The sequence below is a fragment of the uncultured Kushneria sp. genome, assembly GCF_947497025.1.
Taxonomy (GTDB): domain Bacteria; phylum Pseudomonadota; class Gammaproteobacteria; order Pseudomonadales; family Halomonadaceae; genus Kushneria.
In genome coordinates, this window is sequence record NZ_CANMFC010000002.1 from 145,784 (window position 1) to 164,669 (window position 18,886).

Sequence of the window (18,886 nt, forward strand, 5' to 3'; positions counted from 1 at the left end):
CAAAAAACGGCCCGGAACCCCTGGGCAGGCATTCCGGGCCGTCATGTCAGTGGCACATCAATCCACCCGCTCGACCTCGAGGATGGTAATCGGCTCGCGCGGTACGTCGGCATGCGGGCCGCGGCGACCGGTGGGCGCACCGGCAATGGCATCCACCACGTCCATACCGGAGACAACGTGACCGAAAACGGTATAGCCGGGCTCGTAGAGATTGCGGTAATCCAGCGCCTGATTGTCGACCAGGTTAATGAAGAACTGGCTGGTGGCCGAATCGGGCTGCGCGGTACGCGCCATGGCGATGGTGCCCCGGGTATTCTTGAGGCCGCTCTCTTCCAGGGCGATGGGGTCACGGGTCTTTTTGGTCGACATGTCGGCGGTCATGCCGCCGCCCTGAATCATGAAACCGTCGATGACGCGGTGGAACACGGTACCCTGATAGAAATCCTCCTCGGCATAGCGCAGGAAGTTCTCCACCGTATGGGGCGCCGCCGCGGCGTCGAGTTCCAGCTCGATACTGCCCTGGGTGGTCCGGATTTCGACATGCGGGTGGTCGGCATCGGCCAGTGCCAGAGGCGAGCAAAGCGGTAGCGCCAGCAGGCACCCGCGCAGTAACGGTTTCAGCATGAAAAGCGCTCCAGTCATACGATAGGGCCAGAAAGCCTAGCCGGGTGTGCCGGGGCTGACCAGCCCCCTGCTTATTTCCATCCTTCCCGGGCGGCCCAGACTGCCGCTTCGGTACGGGTGCGCATGCCCATCTTTTTTAACAGATGCCGGACGTGGACCTTGACCGTCCCTTCGCTGATGTCGAGGCGCCGGCCGACCTCCTTGTTCGACTGACTCTGGGCGATCAGACGCAGAATGTCGCGCTCGCGTCGGGTCAGCCGGGCCACCAGCGCCTCGGGACCGGGCGCGGGTTCACGCAGGGCCCGGGTCAAAAGGCCCATGAGGCGCGGATCAAAGGCATCGCCCTGCTCATCGAGTGCCTCGATGGCCGCCAACAGCGCCTCGGGGTCGGTGTCCTTGAGCAGATAGCCGCTGGCCCCGGCGCGAATCGCGGCGAGCACGTCGTCCTGCTCTTCAGAGACGGTGAGCATCACGATCGGCACGGCCACGCCTGCTTCACGCAGCCGGGTCAGCGTCTCGATGCCGTCCATGCCCGCCATCTTCATGTCCAGCAGAATCAGATCCGGCACATGGTGCGTGCAGTACTCCAGCGCCCGGGCGCCGCTGTCGGCCTCGCCTGCCAGACTCAGCGACGTGCTCATCGCCAATAGCTGCTGCACCCCGCGTCGAAAGAGCGGGTGATCGTCCACCACCAGTACGCCGCGTGGTGGCGGCTGGTGGTTCATGTCATGAGGGCTTGTGTCATGAGAGCTCATGCTGTGGTGTCTCCCGGGATGTGGGGATCGTTGATGAAGTTCAGCGCCACCCGCGTGCCGCCCGTGTCACGGCGGACCAGTTCCAGCGTGGTGCCCAGACTGCGGGCGCGCTCGGCCATGATGATGGTGCCATAGTGATGCGTGCGCGTTGGGTGCTCGGGCAGGCCCACGCCGTCATCCTCAACGATCAGTTCAATGCTACCGGCCTGGCCGGTCAGGGTCACCGCGACCTTTTTCGCTCGAGCATGCTGTACCACGTTGGCCAGCGCCTCCCGCAGAATCTGGACCAGATGCAGCTCCTGATCGGGGGAGAGGACGTCATCGGCAAGGGCGAGCCTCATATCGATGTCGAGCCCGCCCCGCTCGGCAAACTCGCCCACCGTGGCCTGTACCGCCGCGTTGATGCCATCCTCGGTCAAACGCAGACGAAAGGTGACCAGCAGTTCACGCAGCTGTCGGTAGGCCTGATTGATGTCCTCGCGCAGCTCGGCGAGAATGGCCGGTGCGTCGCTGTCGGTGGTCTCCGGCAGGGCGCGGCCCAGTCGCAGGGCCTGAATGTTGAGATAGCTCAGCGACTGCGCCAGTGAGTCATGCAGCTCACGGGCGATCACGGCGCGCTCGTCCATCAGCGCCAGTCGCCGCTTGTGCCGTCCCTGGGCGCGCAGGGCCAGCGCCGCCCCCAGCTGGTCGGCCAGCGTCTCGCAGAGTCGACACTTCCAGGCCGGCAACGGCGCCGCGCCCGGCAGGCGGGCCGTCAATACCAGAGGCGTCTGTGCATCGCCCTTGAGAGGAATGTAGTAGGCGTCATCGTCACTGCGATCCCCGGGAGAGACCAGCCTCAGTTCGGCCGGGGCCATCAGCGTCCCGAAGGGGCGCAGCGCCTGTTCGGGGTCGATCGCCTCGGGGGCGGTCGTGGCCAGATAGCGTGCATTGTCGTATAGAAGCGTCAGCGCCAGATGACTCTGCTCCAGTCGATGACCGCGCTCTTCGACCTGATCGTTGAGATGCTGACAAAACGCGTCGAGCTGACCGGCCATGTCATCGATGGTGGCCGCCAGCAGCCCGATTTCATCGTTGCGCCAGTAGCCACTGCGCGCCTTGAGTTCGCCGGCGCGCAGGGCCTCGATCACGTTCAAAAGCCGCCCCAGCGGGCGACGCACGTGACAATGAAGCTGATATGCGCCCCAGGCGATCAGCGGCAGGGTGAGCAACAGCAACACCACCTGCAGGGTGCAAAGCCGGCTGATGCGTGCCTCGGCCAGTGTCTGAAGTGCCTTGGTCAGGTTATCCAGCGCACGGACATGATCAACGATGCGCCGGGGCTCCACGCTCACCGCCTGCGCAGGGGTACGCATGTCCGGGTGCAACGCTTCACGCCACTCAAGACGTACGTCCGCCAGCTGCGCCACAACGTCTGGCTCATACTCAAGGGCCACCGCTGTCGCCAGACGTTGCCAGGTGTCATCCACCCCCTTCAGCAACGTCTGCCAACGCTCGGCATCCGCAGTGGGCGCCTGCGCTGCCAGCCGCCAGGTCTGCATGCGCAGCGAGCCGGCCTGATTGATCATCCGGGCATCCAGCCGGGCAGTATCGGCCAGCCAGCCGCTGGCCAAGATGCCCCCCAGCGCCAGCAGGGAAACCCCCGAAAGAATCAGGGCAAGCATCAGGGAGAGCGCGTAGTGCGAGGGCACAAAGCGTTTGGCTACCCCCATGGTGTCCTCCTGCGAGGGCCAGCTACCTCCAAGGAGGTAATCAACCCCATAAAGGGCTTTGCTTTCAGCGATCTACGGGCACGCCGCTCGCTATCGCCAATGAGATAACACGCTGATTTAACGCTATTTTCAGCCGGTCTATTTTGACGACGGTCAAAAGCGCTCGCGCCATCTCGCGCACAGTAGTCCTGACGCCATCATCCCGGCTACGAGGGCACCATCATGAGCGCAGACACCGCATCCCCACCACGATCACAGCAGCGGCGTGCGCTGGGTCTCTCGACGCTGGCCTTCACGCTGTGCTTTGCGGTCTGGACGATCTTTTCGATCCTCGGGGTCCGCCTCAAGCAGGAATTCGGCCTGTCCGATACCCAGCTCGGGCTCTTGATGGCCACGCCCGTCCTCACGGGCTCCGTCAGCCGGCTGTTGCTGGGTCTCTGGACCGACCGCTTCGGCGGACGTCGGGTCTTTAGCCTGTTGATGCTGGTCAGCGCGGCCTGCGTTTACCTGCTCACCTTCGCGACAAGCTACGCCATGCTGCTGCTGGCTGCCCTGGGCGTGGGGCTGGCCGGGGGCGGATTCATCGTCGGGGTGGCCTACACCTCGACCTGGTATGGCGCCGGCCAACAGGGCACGGCACTGGGCATTTTTGGTGCCGGCAACGTGGGGGCCGCCATCACCAACTTCGCTGCCCCCTTCCTGCTGCTGGCGATGGGATGGCAGGGTACGGCGCTGGTCTATGCCACCGTGCTGGCGCTGGCCGGTATCGCGTTCTGGGTGCTGGCGAAAGAGGATCCGGCCCATGCCGAGCGTCGGGCGCCGGTGCCTCTAAAGGTGCAGCTGGCGCCGCTTTCCGAGCTGCGGGTCTGGCGCTTCTCGCTGTATTACTTCTTTGTCTTTGGCGGCTTCGTGGCACTCGCCCTGTGGCTGCCCCACTATCTGATGGAGGTCTACGGACTGGGCATTGCTGCCGCCGGCATGGTGGCGGCGCTCTATTCGGTGCCGGCCTCGCTGTTTCGCATTCTGGGCGGCGTACTTTCAGACCGCATCGGCGCCCGACGCGTCATGTACTGGACGCTGGGCATCTCGGCGCTGTGTCTGCTGGTGCTGAGCTATCCGCCGAGCCGATTCATGATCGAGAGCGTGCGCGGTGAGGTCAGCTTCTCGCTGGTCATCACACTGCCGCTGTTCATCGTGCTGATCTTTGTGCTGGGCTTTTTCATGTCGTTGGGCAAGGCCGCCGTGTTCAAGCACATTCCGGTCTATTACCCCGACCATGTGGGTGCGGTCGGCGGCGTGGTCGGCATGGTCGGCGGGCTGGGCGGCTTCCTGCTGCCACTGACGTTTGGCATGCTCAACGATGTGGTGGGCATCTGGCAGAGCTGCTTCATGCTGCTGTTTGTGGTGGTGATTGCCGCCCTTGCGTGGATGCATTACGCCATTACCCGCGCCGACAACCAGAGCTGGGGCAAGGCCCCGCGCAGCACGGACCTGCCGGAGCTTGCCGCCCCCCGTTCGCTGGTACTGACCGAGTGGCACCCCGAAGACGCCACATTCTGGCAGACCACCGGAGCGCGCATTGCCCGGCGCAACCTGTGGATCTCGATTCCCAACCTGCTGCTGGCCTTTGCGGTGTGGTCGATCTGGAGCATCCTGGTGGTGCGCCTGCCCCAGCTCGGTTTTGGCTACAGCCCCAATCAGCTCTTCTGGCTGGCCGCGCTGCCGTCCCTGTCCGGTGCCACGCTTCGCATCTTCTACAGCTTCATGGTGCCGATTTTTGGCGGCCGGCGCTGGACGGCGATTTCAACCGCCTCGCTGTTGCTGCCGTGCCTGTGGATCGGGGTGGCGGTGCAGCATCCTGATACGCCCTACAGCGTGATGCTGATTCTGGCCCTGCTGTGCGGCTTTGGCGGCGGCAACTTCGCCTCAAGCATGGCCAACATCAGCTTTTTCTATCCGCAGTCACAAAAGGGCACCGCCATGGGCCTGAACGCAGGCCTTGGCAATCTGGGCGTCTCCGCCCTGCAGCTGATCGGTCCACTGGTGATTGCCACCAGCGTGCTGGGGCCGATGGCCGGTGGCCCGCTGACCGTCACTCAGGGCGTACATGCCGGCGAGTCGGTCTGGCTGCAAAACCTTGCCTTCATCTGGGTGCCGCTGATTGTCATTGCCGCACTGGCCGCCTGGTTTGGCATGAATGACATCGCCTCGGCCAAATCCTCCTTCCGCGATCAGGCGGTGATCTTCAAGCGCCAACACAACTGGCTGATGAGCTGGCTGTATCTGGGCACCTTTGGCAGCTTCATCGGCTTTGCCGCCGGTTTCCCGCTGCTCTCCGGCATGCAGTTCCCCAGCGTTGATCCGACCCGCTACGCCTTTCTGGGGCCGCTGGTCGGCGCACTCGCCCGGCCGCTGGGCGGCTGGCTGGCCGACCGACTGGGCGGGGCACGAGTCACGCTCTGGAACTTCGCTCTGATGGTGGCAGGCGTTTTGGGGGTACTGCTCTTTCTCCCCGGCGGTTCCCTGTCTCAGGACCCGGGCCAGAGCGGCAGCTTTGTAGGCTTTTTCCTGATGTTTCTGATCCTGTTCATCGCCACCGGCATCGGCAACGGCTCTACCTATCGCATGGTGCCGGTCATCTTCTTCAACCAGCGTCGCCAGGCACTGGGTGATGACCACCTGGAGCAGGTGCGCACCGAGGCCAATCGCGAATCTGCCGCCGTTCTGGGGTTCATCTCGGCGATGGCTGCTTACGGCGGTTTCTTCATTCCCAAATCCTATGGCACCGCGATGGCGCTGTCCGGCAGCGTGGCGCCGGCCCTTTACGGTTTTATTTTCTTCTATCTCAGCTGCATGGCGCTGACCTGGTGGTTTTATGCCCGTCGTAACGCCCCGGCCCCCTGCTAGGCACGCCCAAGGAGACTGACCCATGAGCTATTTTCTCGACCGACTGCAGTACATGAAAAAGATCCGCACCTCATTTGCGGGCGGCCACGGCGAAGTGCGCGAAGAGAGCCGCGAGTGGGAGAACGGCTATCGCGCCCGCTGGCAGCATGACAAGGTGGTGCGCTCCACCCACGGGGTGAACTGCACCGGCTCGTGCAGCTGGAAGATCTACGTCAAGAACGGCCTGGTCACCTGGGAGACCCAGCAGACCGACTATCCGCGCACCCGGCCGGACCTGCCCAACCATGAACCCCGGGGCTGCCCGCGCGGGGCGAGCTACTCCTGGTATCTCTACAGCGCCAACCGGCTCAAGTATCCGCTGGTACGCAAGGCGCTGATCCGGCTGTGGCGCGAAGCGCTTGAGCAGCACCCGGACCCGGTCGATGCCTGGGCCTCGATCGTGGAGGACCCAACCAGGACCGCGCAGTACAAGCGCCTGCGCGGCATGGGCGGCTTCGTGCGCGCCGACTGGCAGGAGATGGAAACCCTGGTGGCGGCCTCCAACGTCTACACCGCCAAACAGTACGGGCCGGACCGCATCATTGGCTTCTCGCCGATCCCGGCCATGTCGATGGTCTCCTACGCCGCCGGCGCGCGCTATCTGTCGCTGATTGGCGGGGTGTGCCTGTCGTTTTATGACTGGTACTGCGACCTGCCGCCGGCCAGCCCGCAGACCTGGGGCGAGCAGACCGACGTGCCGGAATCCGCCGACTGGTACAACTCGAACTACATCATCGCCTGGGGCTCCAACGTGCCGCAGACGCGCACGCCGGATGCGCACTTTTTCACCGAAGTGCGCTACAAGGGCACCAAGACGGTCGCGATCACGCCGGACTACGCCGAAGTTGCCAAGCTGTGTGATGAGTGGATCAGCCCCACCCAGGGCACCGACTCGGCACTGGGCATGGCAATGGGCCACGTGATCCTGAAGGAGTTTTACCTCGACCGACAAAGCGAGTACTTCACCGACTACGTGCGCCGCTATACCGATATGCCGATGCTGGTCGAGCTGGAAGCGCGCGAGGATGGCAGCTTCGTGCCCGGCCGCCAGCTGCGCGCCGCCGATTTTGATGCCGCACTCGGTCAGGACAACAATCCCGAATGGAAGACAGTCGCCTGGGATGAGACGCGCGACCAGCTGGTGGTGCCGCGTGGCTCGATCGGCTTTCGCTGGGGTGAGGCAGAGGCGGGCCAGGGCCGCTGGAATCTGGAGCAGCGCGACGCGGACGGCGATGACATTCACCTGCGCCTGTCGCTGGTCCCCGCCCATGATCGGGTCGTGCGGGTCGGCTTCCCCTACTTTGGCCACATCCGCCATGACTACTTCAACCACGTCGATGGCAACGACGTGCTTTACCATCATCTGCCGGCCAAACAGCTGACCCTGGCGGACGGGCGCCAGGTGCTGGCGGTCACGGTATTTGATCTGATGGTGGCCAACTACGGCATTGACCAGGGCCTCAGACTCAGCGATGGCGAGACCGGCGAAGACGACGGCGCCACCTCACTGGATCAGATGCGCCCCTATACTCCGGTCTGGCAGGAGGCGATCACCGGCGTGCCGGCAGCGCAGATCTCCCGACTGGCGCGCGAGTTTGCCGACAACGCGGATAAAACCCGCGGTCGCTCAATGATCATCGTCGGTGCCGGGCTCAACCACTGGTACCACATGGACATGCAGTACCGCGGCCTGATCAACATGCTGATCCTGTGCGGCTGTATCGGTCAGACCGGCGGCGGCTGGGCGCACTACGTGGGCCAGGAGAAGCTGCGCCCGCAGACCGGCTGGACACCGCTGGCGTTCGGACTGGACTGGAACCGCCCGCCGCGCCACATGAACGGCACCTCGTTTTTCTACAACCACTCAAGCCAGTGGCGCTTTGAGAAGGTCGAGATCAAGGACCTGCTTTCGCCGCTGGCCCGGCGCGAGGAGTACTCCGGCAGCCTGATTGATTTCAACGTGCGCGCCGAGCGCATGGGCTGGCTGCCGTCTGCGCCACAGCTGGACACCAATCCGCTGCACCTGGCCGGTGCTGCAGAGGCCGCCGGGCAACCGCTCAACGACTATGTGATCAGCCAGCTCAAAAGCGGCGATCTGCGCTTTGCCTCGGAAGACCCGGACAACCCGCAGAACTTCCCGCGCAATCTGTTTGTGTGGCGCTCGAACCTTCTGGGCAGCTCCGGCAAGGGGCACGAGTACATGCTCAAGTACCTGCTGGGCACCACCCACGGGCTGCAGGGCAAGGACCTTGGCGAGATGGGCGGGGCGCTGCCGGAAGAAGTCGAATGGCGTGATGACGCCCCGGAGGGCAAGCTCGACCTGCTGGTGACGCTCGATTTTCGCATGTCGACCACCTGTCTCTACTCCGACGTGGTGCTGCCTACGGCCACCTGGTACGAGAAGGACGACCTCAACACCTCCGACATGCATCCCTTCATTCACCCGCTGACGGCGGCCACCGATCCGGCGTGGGAATCCCGCAGCGACTGGGAGATCTACAAGGGCATCGCAAAGGCCTTTTCAAGGGTGTGCGTGGGGCATCTGGGCGAGGAGACCGATCTGGTCACCCAGCCCATGCAGCATGACTCCCCCGGCGAGCTGGCCCAGGTCGAGGTGCGCGACTGGAAACGCGGCGAGTGCGAGCCCATTCCCGGCCACACCATGCCGCATCTGATTGCGGTCAAGCGCGACTACCCGGCCACTTATGAACGTTTCACCTCGGTCGGACCACTGCTGGACACGCTGGGCAACGGCGGCAAGGGCATCAGCTGGCCCACCGGCCCCGAGATCGAGCTTTTGGGTCAGCTCAACCGCTGCAAGGCCGAAGGCCCGGCAAAGGGGCGCCCGATCATCGACAGCGCCATTGATGCCGCCGAAATGATTCTGACCCTGGCCCCGGAAACCAACGGCAAGGTGGCGGTGCGCGCCTGGGAGGCACTCTCGAAAATCACCGGGCGTGAACACGCCCACCTGGCGCTGCCCAAGCATGAGGAGAAAATCCGCTTTCGTGATGTGGTGGCCCAGCCGCGCAAGATCATCTCGAGCCCCACCTGGTCGGGCCTTGAAGATGAGCACGTCTCCTATAACGCCGGCTACACCAACGTCCACGAACTGATCCCGTGGCGCACCCTGAGCGGTCGCCAGCAGTTCTATCAGGATCACGCCTGGATGCGTGCCTTTGGCGAGAGCCTTCTGACCTATCGCCCGCCGATCGATACCCGCGCCGCGATGGCCGGTATCAAGCGTCCCGATGGCAACCAGAACCCCGAGCGGGTGCTCAACTGGATTACCCCGCACCAGAAGTGGGGCATTCACTCCACCTATTCGGACAACCTGTTGATGCTCACGCTGTCGCGCGGCGGGCCAATCGTCTGGCTCTCCGAGGACGATGCGAAGTCGCTCGGTGTGGAGGACAATGACTGGATCGAGCTCTACAACGCCAACGGCTCGATTGCCGCGCGGGCGGTGGTCAGCCAGCGCGTCAAGCCGGGCCTTGCAATGATGTATCACGCCCAGGAGCGGATCGTGAACGTGCCGGGCTCGGAGATCAGCGGCACCCGCGGCGGCATTCACAACTCGGTCACCCGCGTGTGTCCCAAGCCCACGCACATGATCGGCGGCTACGCCCAGCTCTCGTACAGCTTCAACTACTACGGCACCGTCGGCTCCAACCGCGACGAGTTCGTGGTGGTGCGGCGCATGCACCACATCAACTGGCTGGATGGCGAAGGCACCGACAGCGTGCAGGCACCGGTAAAGGGGTAGTCGGGCAGGGTCATAAACCGGCAGCTTCCATCCCCCGGCAAAAAGGCGCCCCTCGCAGGAGGGGCGCCTTTCTTTTCAGTCTGTCTCAACCCGGGCGCTCAGCCGCGCCGCCAGAGGCTCGACAGCGACACCGCCAGAATCGACATCAGTACCAGCGCCAGTGCCGGCACCAGCACCGCCCAGGGCGCGCGCTCCAGATAGGGAATGCCTTCGGCAAGTAGTAACCCCCACTCTGGTGCCGGCGGGCGGGGGCCGAGGCCCAGAAACCCAAGCGCGGCCAGCGCCAGGGCGATGCCCGGCAGGCGCAGCATGGCGTGACGAAAGACCGGGCCGATCACCGCCGGCAGCACATAGCGGGTGAGAAGCCGCAGACGCCCCACCCCCAGCATGGGCGTGATGCGCACGTGCGCCTGGCCCTGCACTTCGCTCACCAGCGCTGCCGTGTGCGCCGCCAGCGGCGCCCAGCTCACCAGCGTGACCGCAATGATGGCGCCGCTGGTGCTGGGGCCCATCACACCGGCCACGATCAGACCGGCAATCACCGGCGGGGCGGCGTTGGTGACCTCGATGGGCCCGGCCGCCAGCCGCGGCGCCAGCCCGATCAACAGACCCAGCACAAAGGTGATGGTGACCACGACCAGCGCCATGCCCATGGTCGACAGCGCCCCGTGGCTGACGCGGGCAAGAATATCGCGCCCGGTGCCATCGGCGCCCAGCGGCAGGGCCAGACTCGGCGTCTGCAGACGCAGGTAGCTGGAGGTGAGCGGGTCGCGCCCCATGCCGGCGACAATAATGATCACCAGCGCGAGCGCCACCACCGCCGGCACCAGCCACTGCCAGCGCCCGCGGTGAGACTCATGGCGGGTCACGGGAATGGCGCCGGCGCGCAGGGTCCGCCCAAGCATCAGCGTGCGGACAAGCCCCGCCGCGCCGCCGAGCACCACGGCAATCGCCAGCAGCAGCACGATGCCGGTCTGCAGCGCCGGCATGTCCTGCGCCGAGGCGGCCCCCAGGGTGGCCCGCCCCAGACCGGGAATCGAGAACACCTGTTCAACGGCAATCGCCCCGCCGGTCAGCCCGACGACCACCAGCCCCACCTGCGGCATGAGACTGGGCAGGGTGCGCTTGAGCACAGCCAGTGCAATGCGCCGCCTGCCAAAGCCCGCCACATGCCAGGTCGCCACCCAGCGCTCGGAAAAACTCGCCGTCAGACCGTCGCTGAACAACCGCCCCAGAAGCCCGCCGGCCGGCAGCCCGAGCGCCAGCGAAGGCAGCACCATATGGCGCCACTCGCCCCAGCCATAGGGCGGCAGCCAGTTGAGCCCGGCAGCAAAGACCACCAACAGGATCGCGGCGAGCAGAAACTCCGGCAGGGCGGTGAGCGTGGCGCCCACGGCCCCGGAGGTGGGCACCGGCTCGCCGATCAGCCCGCGGCGAACGGCGCTCACGCACAGCGTCACGGTGGTCACCAGCGCCACCAGCAGGGCCCCGAGCATCAGCACCAGCGAGACCCCGGTGGCCGACAGCATGCCGGGCAGCACCGGCCCGCCCGAAATCCACGAGATCCCGGCGTCACCGTGCACAAGGCCCCAGAGCCAGTGGCCGAGCTTCTCCCACGGGCCCATATCAAGCCCCAGCTGGACACGAATGGCGTCCAGCGCTTCCGGCGTCGGATTTTGATCGCCGGCGCGGGCACGCAGGATGCTCAACGCCGGATCACGCCCGGAAAGCCAGAGCAGCAGCCCCACCAGTACCACCACGGCAGACAGCGTCACCAGCCGCGAGAGGGTAGGTACCAGGATGCGCAGGCTTGGCACCAGGGCATGGAAGGGGGCAGTAGTCACACCGGACGTGCTCATGACCGCCGCCTTAACGAGAGGCGCCATCAAGGCGCGTGTGCTCGGTGATCAGTTCGCGCTCGCGTGGGTCGCGCACAGTATTTGCCACTCGCGCGGCTTCACCCTGGATGACGCGCTCATGCAGCATTGGCACGGCGGCATCGGTTTCCAGAATGGCGGCTTCGGCGTCGATGATCGCCTGACGACGCTCGGGCCCGGTGGGCAGGTCAGCAGCGCGGGCCAGCGCCTCATCCACTTTCGGGTCACAGAGCTGGGCGATGTTGAAGGAGCCCTCACAGGCGAAGTCGCTGTACATGTAGGCGACCGGGTCGCCGGAATCGAGCATGGTCGCGCGCGACAGGATGACGGCGTCAAACGCCCCGGCCAGCATGTCCGATTCGATATGGGCGTACTGGCGCACCTCCTGATGGACCGTGAAACCGGCGGCCTTCAACTGCTGCTCCAGCAGCACCGCCACTTCCGGCAGCTCCGCGCGGTCGGTAAAGGTCCCCAGCGTGATACTGGCGCCGTTCGGGTCAGCGGCTTCGGGACGCCCTTCAATCGGCGAACGCAGGCCATCGGCCCAGGCCAGTGCTGGCCCCAGCAGCCCCTTCGCCTCATCGGCGCGCCCTTCATAGACCGTTCTGACGATCGCTGCCTGGTCGAGTGCTTCACGGGCCGCGGCGCGCATCGTCGGGTCGCTGAACACGCCGCGCTCGGTGTTGAGATAGAGCGTGTTGGTGCGCGGCATCGGCACCTCATGGACCAGCTCCGGGTCGATCAGCGCGACCTGGGAGACCGGCACGGCCTCGACCACATCGGCCGTACCGGTGCGCAGGGCCGCCGCGCGGGCGGTACCGTCGGGCACGTAGTCGGCGTCGATGCCGGCCAGTTCGGCACGCTCGCCCCAGTAGTCGTCATAACGATCGAGTCGGGCACTCTGGGTACCGTTGATCTCTTTCAATACAAACGGCCCGGTGCCGGCCTCGATCGGATTGACCCGGCCATCCTCGCCGTAGGCCTTCGCCGCCATGATCGCCAGCTGCGGGCTGGAGAGGCGATTGGGCACCAGCGGGTCGGTATGTTCGGTGCGTACCTGCACGGCGTTGTCACCATCGGCTTCAATGGTCATGTTGACGCCATCAAGAATGCGCGGGCGCGGCGCGGCGCGGCGTGGGTGGCCGCCGTCAGTGCCCTGACGACCTGTTCGGCGGTCAGGGGCGTGCCGTCATGGAAGGTGACGTTACCGCGAATCTTGAAGCGCCAGGTGCGTTCATCGAGGCGCTCCCACCCGGTGGCCAGCAACGGCTGCGGGTCATTGTCATCGTTCAGGCGAATCAGCGTCTCGGCGGTACGCCAGCGCGACAGCTTGAAGGCATCATCGGTGAGCGGATTGAGTCCGGAGCGCGGCGGCTGCAGCATGGCGACCCGCAGACGCTTGCTGTCGGCGCTGGCGGCGTCCTCTTGGGTGGATTCTTCCTGCTGACAGCCGGTAAGCAGGGCCAGCGACAGGGCCCCGAGGGATAGATAAAACGCGCGACGAAGGGTCAAGACGGATCTCCTGGGCAATCGGTATCAAGGAACAGGGTGAAGGGAAGGAGTGGCCGCTGGTGTGATCACGGCGTGCTCCAGCCGTGCGGCGCGCACCAGTGCCCGGGTATGGTCATGGGCCGGCGCCTCGAACAGGGCCTGCGTCGGACGGTCCTCGATGATCGCGCCGTTATGCAGGATGAGCGTGCGCTCACAGAGCCGGGGCATGACCGAGAGATCATGCGAGATGATCACAAAGGCGGTGCCATCGAGTCGACTCATGTCATCGAAAAGCTGCATGACCCGGGCACGCACCGGCAGATCCAGCCCGCTGAGCGGCTCATCGGCCAGCAGAAGCCGCGGACGCAGTACCACGGCTCGGGCAATGGCCACGCGCTGGGCCTGACCGCCGGACAGTGCATCAGGTCGATAGCCCAGAAACTTCTGGCCGAGCCCCACCCGATCCAGCGCCTCCTCGATGCGCCGGGTGTGGTTATCCAGCACGTTCAGACGCACCAGCGGCTCGCGGATCAGCTCGCGCACGCTCATGCGCGGGTCCAGTGACGATGCCGGGTCCTGGGGGATGTACTGCACCAGCCGTCGGTACCAGCGCAGGGCCCGCACCGAGGCCGGGCGCACGACGCGACCCTGACAGGTGATCGACCCGGCATCGGCGCCCTTCAGCGCCAGCAGCAGGTTCAAAAGCGTGGTCTTGCCGGCCCCGGAGACGCCGGCCAGACCAATGCGCTCCCCGGCGTGAATGGAAAGGTGAATGTCGCGCAGGATCGTGCGGGGTGACCGCGCCCGCCAGAACGCCGGACTCGGCTGATAAAGATGTTTATGCAGCCCCTCGGCGCACAGCAATGGCGATGACGCATCGCTGGAATCTACGCCGTGCACAGCAGACCCTCGCGCACATCAAAGTCGGCGGCATAAGGCGGCATGCCGGGGGCGCTTTCCCGCAGCGCGTGCACCAGCTGACGCGTAAAGCGATGCTGCGGATTGGCGATGATGTGGGTCAGCGTGTTGCTCTCGATCAGCCGCCCATCATCGATGATGACGGCACGCTCGCACAGCCGACAGGCCGCGCCGATATCGTGGGAGATAAACAGCAGCGCCGGGGTGTCAGAGGTGCCGGTGCACTCGCGCAGGAGCTTCAACACCTCTTCCTGGGTGAGCACATCCAGCGCCGTGGTGGGCTCGTCGGCCACGATCAGGGCCGGTTTGCAGGCCAGCGCCAGCGCCATGCAGATACGCTGGCGCTGCCCGCCGGAAAGCTCGGCCGGCGAGCGCTGCATGACCTCTTCGGCCCTTTCGATGTTCATGCCACGCAGCATCGCCATGGCCGCTCCCAGGGCGCTTTTGCGCGAGAGGCCGTGAAAGCGCATGAAGGGTTCACGCAGCTGCGCCCCGACGCTGACCAGCGGGTTGAGCGCCGAATGGGTGTCCTGAAAGACCATGCCCGAGCGTGACTGCATCGGGCGACGGGTGGCGCGAATATCGGCCACCTCCACGCCATTGATGCACACGCTGCCATCGATCTGCACCGAGTGCGGCGACAGTCCCAGAATGGCCCCGGCGGTCAGCGACTTGCCGGAGCCCGATGGCCCCAGCAGACAGACCCGTTCGCCCGCGGCGACATGAAAGCAGAGATCACTGACCACCGTCTGTCCGCCGGCACGAATGCACAGCTCGTTGACCCTTAACACCGCATTCGCCGACATCTTTCGCGCACGCTCCCGACCGTCTGAGTCCTCTTTGGCGCGCTAGGTTATATCATAACAATCGGCAACGTGTATTGTGCCTTCCTTAAGTATCCCTGAGGCCCTGCCGACCTGGCCGGGTGCGACAAAACGCAGCCTGCAGGCTGAATCCGAAACAGCTAATGTGTTATTGAACCCACGCGCACTATCGACAGGAGGCGACATGCAGATTCAGCTCAAGCGGATTTATGACAAGCGCGACAGCAGCGACGGCTACCGCGTGCTGGTCGACGGCATGTGGCCACGGGGCATGGCCAAGGAAGACGCCCATATCGACGAGTGGTATCGCGACATCGCCCCCTCGAAGGATCTGGTCAAGTGGTTCAGCCACGACCGCGAGCGCTGGAACGACTTCTATGAGGCCTACCGCCGGGAGCTGCGGGACCGGGACTCGACGCTGGCGCAGACGCTTCGCGAGCACGCCAATGAGGAAGGGCTGACCCTGCTGTTTGCCGCCCGGGATGAAGAGTGCAACAACGCCGTGGTGCTCAGGGATTTTCTCAAGCGCACTCGCTAGAGGGAGACAGTCGATCTTCCGTTCAAGATATCCGCCGTAAGGCACCCCACCAGACAGGGCGCTGTCGAGTCGCTTGCTCAATGACCCGACGCGCTCTGCTGAAAACCTGCCCCAGGATGCCGCCCCCGCGCCCGATAGGGCGTTACCGGATGCTAAACTCAGCGCCATAACCAATAACATAACGACAACACCCATGTGTCCATGGGGAACAACCGTTTCAAGGGAACAACATGACATCACGCAGAACGCTGCTGTTTGCGCTGGCGGGCGCCATGGCGGCAGGGACCGCCCATGGCGAGCAGACTCGGGCCGTGGAGACAGCGCCCAATGAGGCCGTGGAGACCATGGTCATCAGTGCCCCGCGTCTGGCCCGCGAGCTCTACGACACCCCGGCGGCCGTCTCGACCGTCGAGCGCGAGAGCATTCAGCGCGGCCAGCAGCGCGTGCGGCTGGATGAATCACTCGGGCAGGTGCCGGGCGTGTTCATCCAGAACCGCGACAACTTTGCCCAGGGCCAGCGCATCGCGATCCGCGGCTTTGGCGCCCGCGCGCCCTTTGGCGTGCGCGGCGTCACCATTTTGATGGACGGCATCCCCTATACGCTGCCCGACGGCCAGGCCCAGATCGATGCCATTGATCTCGACAGCGCCGAGAGCATTGAGGTGATTCGTGGGCCGTCGTCGGTGCTGTACGGCAACGCCGCAGGCGGGGTGATCTCGGTGACCACAGCTGACGGCCGCGAGGACCCGGGCACCCGCCTGCGTGTGGAAGGCGGCAGCGACGGCTACAAAAAGGCCTCCCTGCAGACCGGTGGCAGCGATGGCGACTGGTCGCACCACGTCAGCCTCTCGGCGTTGAACCAGGACGGCTATCGTGACCACAGCTCGGTCGAAAAGTACCTGCTCAATGCCAAACTGCGCCGCGAGCTGAGTGAGGACCGCGCGCTGACTGCCATCGTCAATCTGCTCGACAACCCGCGCTCGGAAGACCCGGGCGGCCTGACCCGTGAGCAGGTCTCCCAAAAGCGCCATCAGGCCGGTCGCTTTACCCGGGAATATGACACCGGCCAGAGCGTCGATCAGCAGGTGGTCGGGCTTCAGTATGAGGATCTTTCCGCCGGCCCCGGCGAGCTCTATGTGAAGGGCTTCTACACCTGGCGCAACTTCGAGCAGCAGCTGCCCTATCCGGGCGACAGCCTGCTGGGCTATGACCGCGACTTCTTTGGCGGCAGCGCCGAGTACCGTCAGGCGCTGAGCCTGAGTGATATGCCGCTGCGCTACGTGGTGGGTATCGATGCGGCGCACCAGAAGGATGACCGCTGGCGACGCAACGTGGCTTTCAGTGGCGAAGTCACCGATACGGCGGCCGACGAGACCCAGACCGCCACCTCGACCGGCGTCTTTGTGCAGGGCGACCTTGATCTCACCGATCAGTGGACCGCCTCGCTGGGCGCGCGCTACGACCGCGTCAGGCTCAAGGTGGATGATGATTTCACCACCAACGGCGATGACAGCGGTGATCGCGAGTTCAACGAGTGGAGCGGCTCCGCGGGCCTGAGCTATCGCTACCTGCCCGATCATCAGGCCTATGTGAATACCGGCACCTCATTCGAGACGCCGACCTTCTCCGAATTTGCCAACCCTGCCGGCGGCGGCGGCTTCAACGCCAGCGTCGAACCGCAGAAGGCGTGGAACCGCGAGATCGGTCTGCGCGGTCACTTCAATAACGGCCTGAACTACGACGTGGCGCTGTTCTCGGTGCGGGTGCGCGACGAGCTGGTGCCCTATTACCTGGACGGTGACAACGACCGGACCTTCTACCAGAACGCCGGGGACACCGACCGGGACGGTCTTGAAGTCGCACTGGGCTGGCAGATCGACGAGACCTGGCGGCTGGATAGCGCGTTGACGCTGGCCCACTACCGTTTCGACAGTTTCGAAGCCGAAGGCGAACGCTATGACAGCAACCGCATTCCCGGCCTGCCGGAGCAGACCTGGGTCAACTGGCTCACCTGGGAAGGCACTGACCAGCGCTTTGCCACGCTGGAAACCCAGTACATCGGCGACATGGTGGCCGACAACGCCAATGACGTGGACGTCGACAGCTACTGGCTGATCAACCTGCGCGCCGGCGAGGGCTGGCAGCTTGGTGGCGACACGAGCCTCAATCTCTACGCCGGCATTCGCAACCTGTTCGACCGCGAGCACTTCGCCAACACCCGCATCAACGCCAACAACACTCGCTATTTCGAGCCTGCACCGGGGCGGACCTTCTATGCCGGGCTGGAAGTCGGATTTTAACGAAAATAGATAACCGCGCCGGCGAAGCGGTTGCCCGGCGCGGGATATTCAATACTGGATGAGTCATGACAGGGAGAGTATCGATGGAATGGCATTACGATGATCGCCATGCTCGCGCCACTGACATCATCGACGCACTGCCGGAAAACAAACACAGCGATGTCATCTTCGTACTCGGGTCAGCGCACAGCCATGATGACATTGCTGACGTTGTTGCCGAACGATTCAGGGCCTCGGAAAGGGCCGTGATTATCAGCGGCCATGCGAATGAATCCGCAAATATAAAGGCACTCGCCGTCGCCCGGGGTGTGCCACCGTCTCGAATCGAATGTGAGAACAATGCCAGCAACACGCTGGAAAACTTCCTGTTTTCAGAGCCTCTCTTGCATGGAGCATCAGAGCAGAAAACCATCGAAATCATCTGCAAGGATTACTCGGCGCCAAGAGTATTTTTGACGGCGACAAAAACGCTTCCGCAGTGGACCATTGGCATCCATTCCTACCGCTTGAGTGCCGTCACGCCTGCCGCCTTTCTCGACAAGTTCGTTGCAGAAACTCAAAAGATAGAGAAATACGCCAGCAAGGGCGATATCACGAGTCCCGATACCATCGGGCTTGATCCAGACCTCTTTGTTGCGCAGAGCTGATGACTCGAACCCGATTCACCTTCACCGTAATCTCTGCCGGTTCTTTTTGAGGCTACAGTGTGAGTTACCCCTCTTTCACCTGTCAGAGCGTGCCTTTATATGAAACCCCACCTTTATCCTCTCGCCCTCGTTCTGGCACTGGCCGGCTGCAGCGGTGAGGCGCCCGACCGCTCCGATGACGGACTGGTATTCGTCTCCGGCAGCTATACGTATCCCATCAAGCAGGCGTGCGTGCACGATATCGCGCTGGATCATGACGAGGCGTCAAATCCGATCGTCACGGTCGATGTGATCGATTCTGCCGAATGCAGCGGGGAACTCCGGGAATTTACCGAGACCCACATTGGTGATCAGATGTCGCTTCGATTCAAGGATCAAGAGCTGGTAAGAGATGCCAACGTGGTCAGCCATCTCAGCGATACCTTTACCGTTTTGGTCAACAGCGACGAGCAGGGGCAGACCATCATTGACTATTACCGATAACAGCT

14 protein-coding genes are annotated in these 18,886 nt (G+C 64.3%); 6 read left to right on the forward strand and 8 right to left on the reverse strand.

Annotated elements, in window-relative coordinates; all coding sequences use genetic code 11:
- Positions 1 to 57 precede the first annotated feature (57 nt).
- From Q0931_RS03990 to Q0931_RS04000, 3 genes are all read right to left on the reverse strand, one after another.
- Positions 58 to 624 carry a peptidylprolyl isomerase gene (locus Q0931_RS03990; RefSeq protein WP_299257521.1) on the reverse strand — a complete coding sequence of 189 codons (567 nt, stop codon included), beginning with the start codon at positions 622 to 624 and terminating at the stop codon, positions 58 to 60.
- A 71-nt stretch (positions 625 to 695) separates the two neighbouring features.
- Positions 696 to 1,379, reverse strand: a complete 684-nt coding sequence (narL, locus tag Q0931_RS03995; protein WP_299257523.1) for a two-component system response regulator NarL — start codon at positions 1,377 to 1,379, stop codon at positions 696 to 698.
- Positions 1,376 to 3,091, reverse strand: coding sequence for a histidine kinase (locus Q0931_RS04000; protein ID WP_299257525.1), 1,716 nt, complete (start codon positions 3,089 to 3,091; stop codon positions 1,376 to 1,378). The genes narL and Q0931_RS04000 overlap by 4 nt, the downstream gene beginning before the upstream one ends.
- 222 nt (positions 3,092 to 3,313) lie before the next feature.
- Here Q0931_RS04000 and Q0931_RS04005 point away from each other — a divergent pair, with 222 nt between their 5' ends.
- A complete protein-coding gene (locus Q0931_RS04005; protein ID WP_299257527.1) occupies positions 3,314 to 5,998 on the forward strand; it encodes an MFS transporter in 2,685 nt (894 codons plus the stop codon).
- 22 nt (positions 5,999 to 6,020) lie between these two features.
- Positions 6,021 to 9,803, forward strand: coding sequence for a nitrate reductase subunit alpha (locus Q0931_RS04010; protein ID WP_299257529.1), 3,783 nt, complete (start codon positions 6,021 to 6,023; stop codon positions 9,801 to 9,803).
- A 98-nt stretch (positions 9,804 to 9,901) separates the two neighbouring features.
- On the opposite strand, the gene Q0931_RS04015 is transcribed toward Q0931_RS04010, so the two are convergent.
- The 5 genes from Q0931_RS04015 to Q0931_RS04035 are packed head-to-tail and all read right to left on the reverse strand — an operon-like array spanning position 9,902 to position 14,895.
- On the reverse strand, positions 9,902 to 11,662 hold the full coding sequence (locus tag Q0931_RS04015) for an ABC transporter permease subunit (RefSeq protein WP_299257531.1): 1,761 nt from the start codon (positions 11,660 to 11,662) through the stop codon (positions 9,902 to 9,904).
- A gap of 10 nt (positions 11,663 to 11,672) precedes the next feature.
- Complete coding sequence (locus Q0931_RS04020) at positions 11,673 to 12,773, reverse strand: ABC transporter substrate-binding protein (protein WP_299257533.1); 1,101 nt, start codon at positions 12,771 to 12,773, stop codon at positions 11,673 to 11,675.
- Complete coding sequence (locus tag Q0931_RS04025) at positions 12,770 to 13,192, reverse strand: ABC transporter substrate-binding protein (RefSeq protein ID WP_299257535.1); 423 nt, start codon at positions 13,190 to 13,192, stop codon at positions 12,770 to 12,772. Before Q0931_RS04025 ends, Q0931_RS04020 begins: the two co-directional genes overlap by 4 nt.
- A 24-nt stretch (positions 13,193 to 13,216) precedes the next feature.
- On the reverse strand, positions 13,217 to 14,071 hold the full coding sequence (locus Q0931_RS04030) for a dipeptide/oligopeptide/nickel ABC transporter ATP-binding protein (protein WP_299257537.1): 855 nt from the start codon (positions 14,069 to 14,071) through the stop codon (positions 13,217 to 13,219).
- The gene (locus tag Q0931_RS04035) at positions 14,059 to 14,895 is read right to left on the reverse strand and encodes an ABC transporter ATP-binding protein (protein ID WP_299257539.1); all 837 of its coding nucleotides are present in this window, start codon (positions 14,893 to 14,895) and stop codon (positions 14,059 to 14,061) included. Before Q0931_RS04035 ends, Q0931_RS04030 begins: the two co-directional genes overlap by 13 nt.
- A gap of 202 nt (positions 14,896 to 15,097) precedes the next feature.
- Between Q0931_RS04035 and Q0931_RS04040 the strand changes: the two genes are divergently transcribed.
- The 4 genes from Q0931_RS04040 (at position 15,098) to Q0931_RS04055 (ending at position 18,881) form a co-directional block, all read left to right on the forward strand.
- Positions 15,098 to 15,451 (forward strand): DUF488 domain-containing protein, encoded by a 354-nt coding sequence (locus Q0931_RS04040; protein ID WP_299257541.1) that lies wholly within the window; start codon positions 15,098 to 15,100, stop codon positions 15,449 to 15,451.
- 272 nt (positions 15,452 to 15,723) lie between these two features.
- Positions 15,724 to 17,751 (forward strand): TonB-dependent receptor, encoded by a 2,028-nt coding sequence (locus Q0931_RS04045; RefSeq protein ID WP_366941579.1) that lies wholly within the window; start codon positions 15,724 to 15,726, stop codon positions 17,749 to 17,751.
- A gap of 83 nt (positions 17,752 to 17,834) precedes the next feature.
- On the forward strand, positions 17,835 to 18,398 hold the full coding sequence (locus Q0931_RS04050) for a YdcF family protein (protein ID WP_299257543.1): 564 nt from the start codon (positions 17,835 to 17,837) through the stop codon (positions 18,396 to 18,398).
- A 99-nt stretch (positions 18,399 to 18,497) separates the two neighbouring features.
- Entirely contained in the window at positions 18,498 to 18,881 is a 384-nt protein-coding gene (locus Q0931_RS04055; protein ID WP_299257545.1) for a hypothetical protein, read from the forward strand.
- Positions 18,882 to 18,886 lie beyond the last annotated feature (5 nt).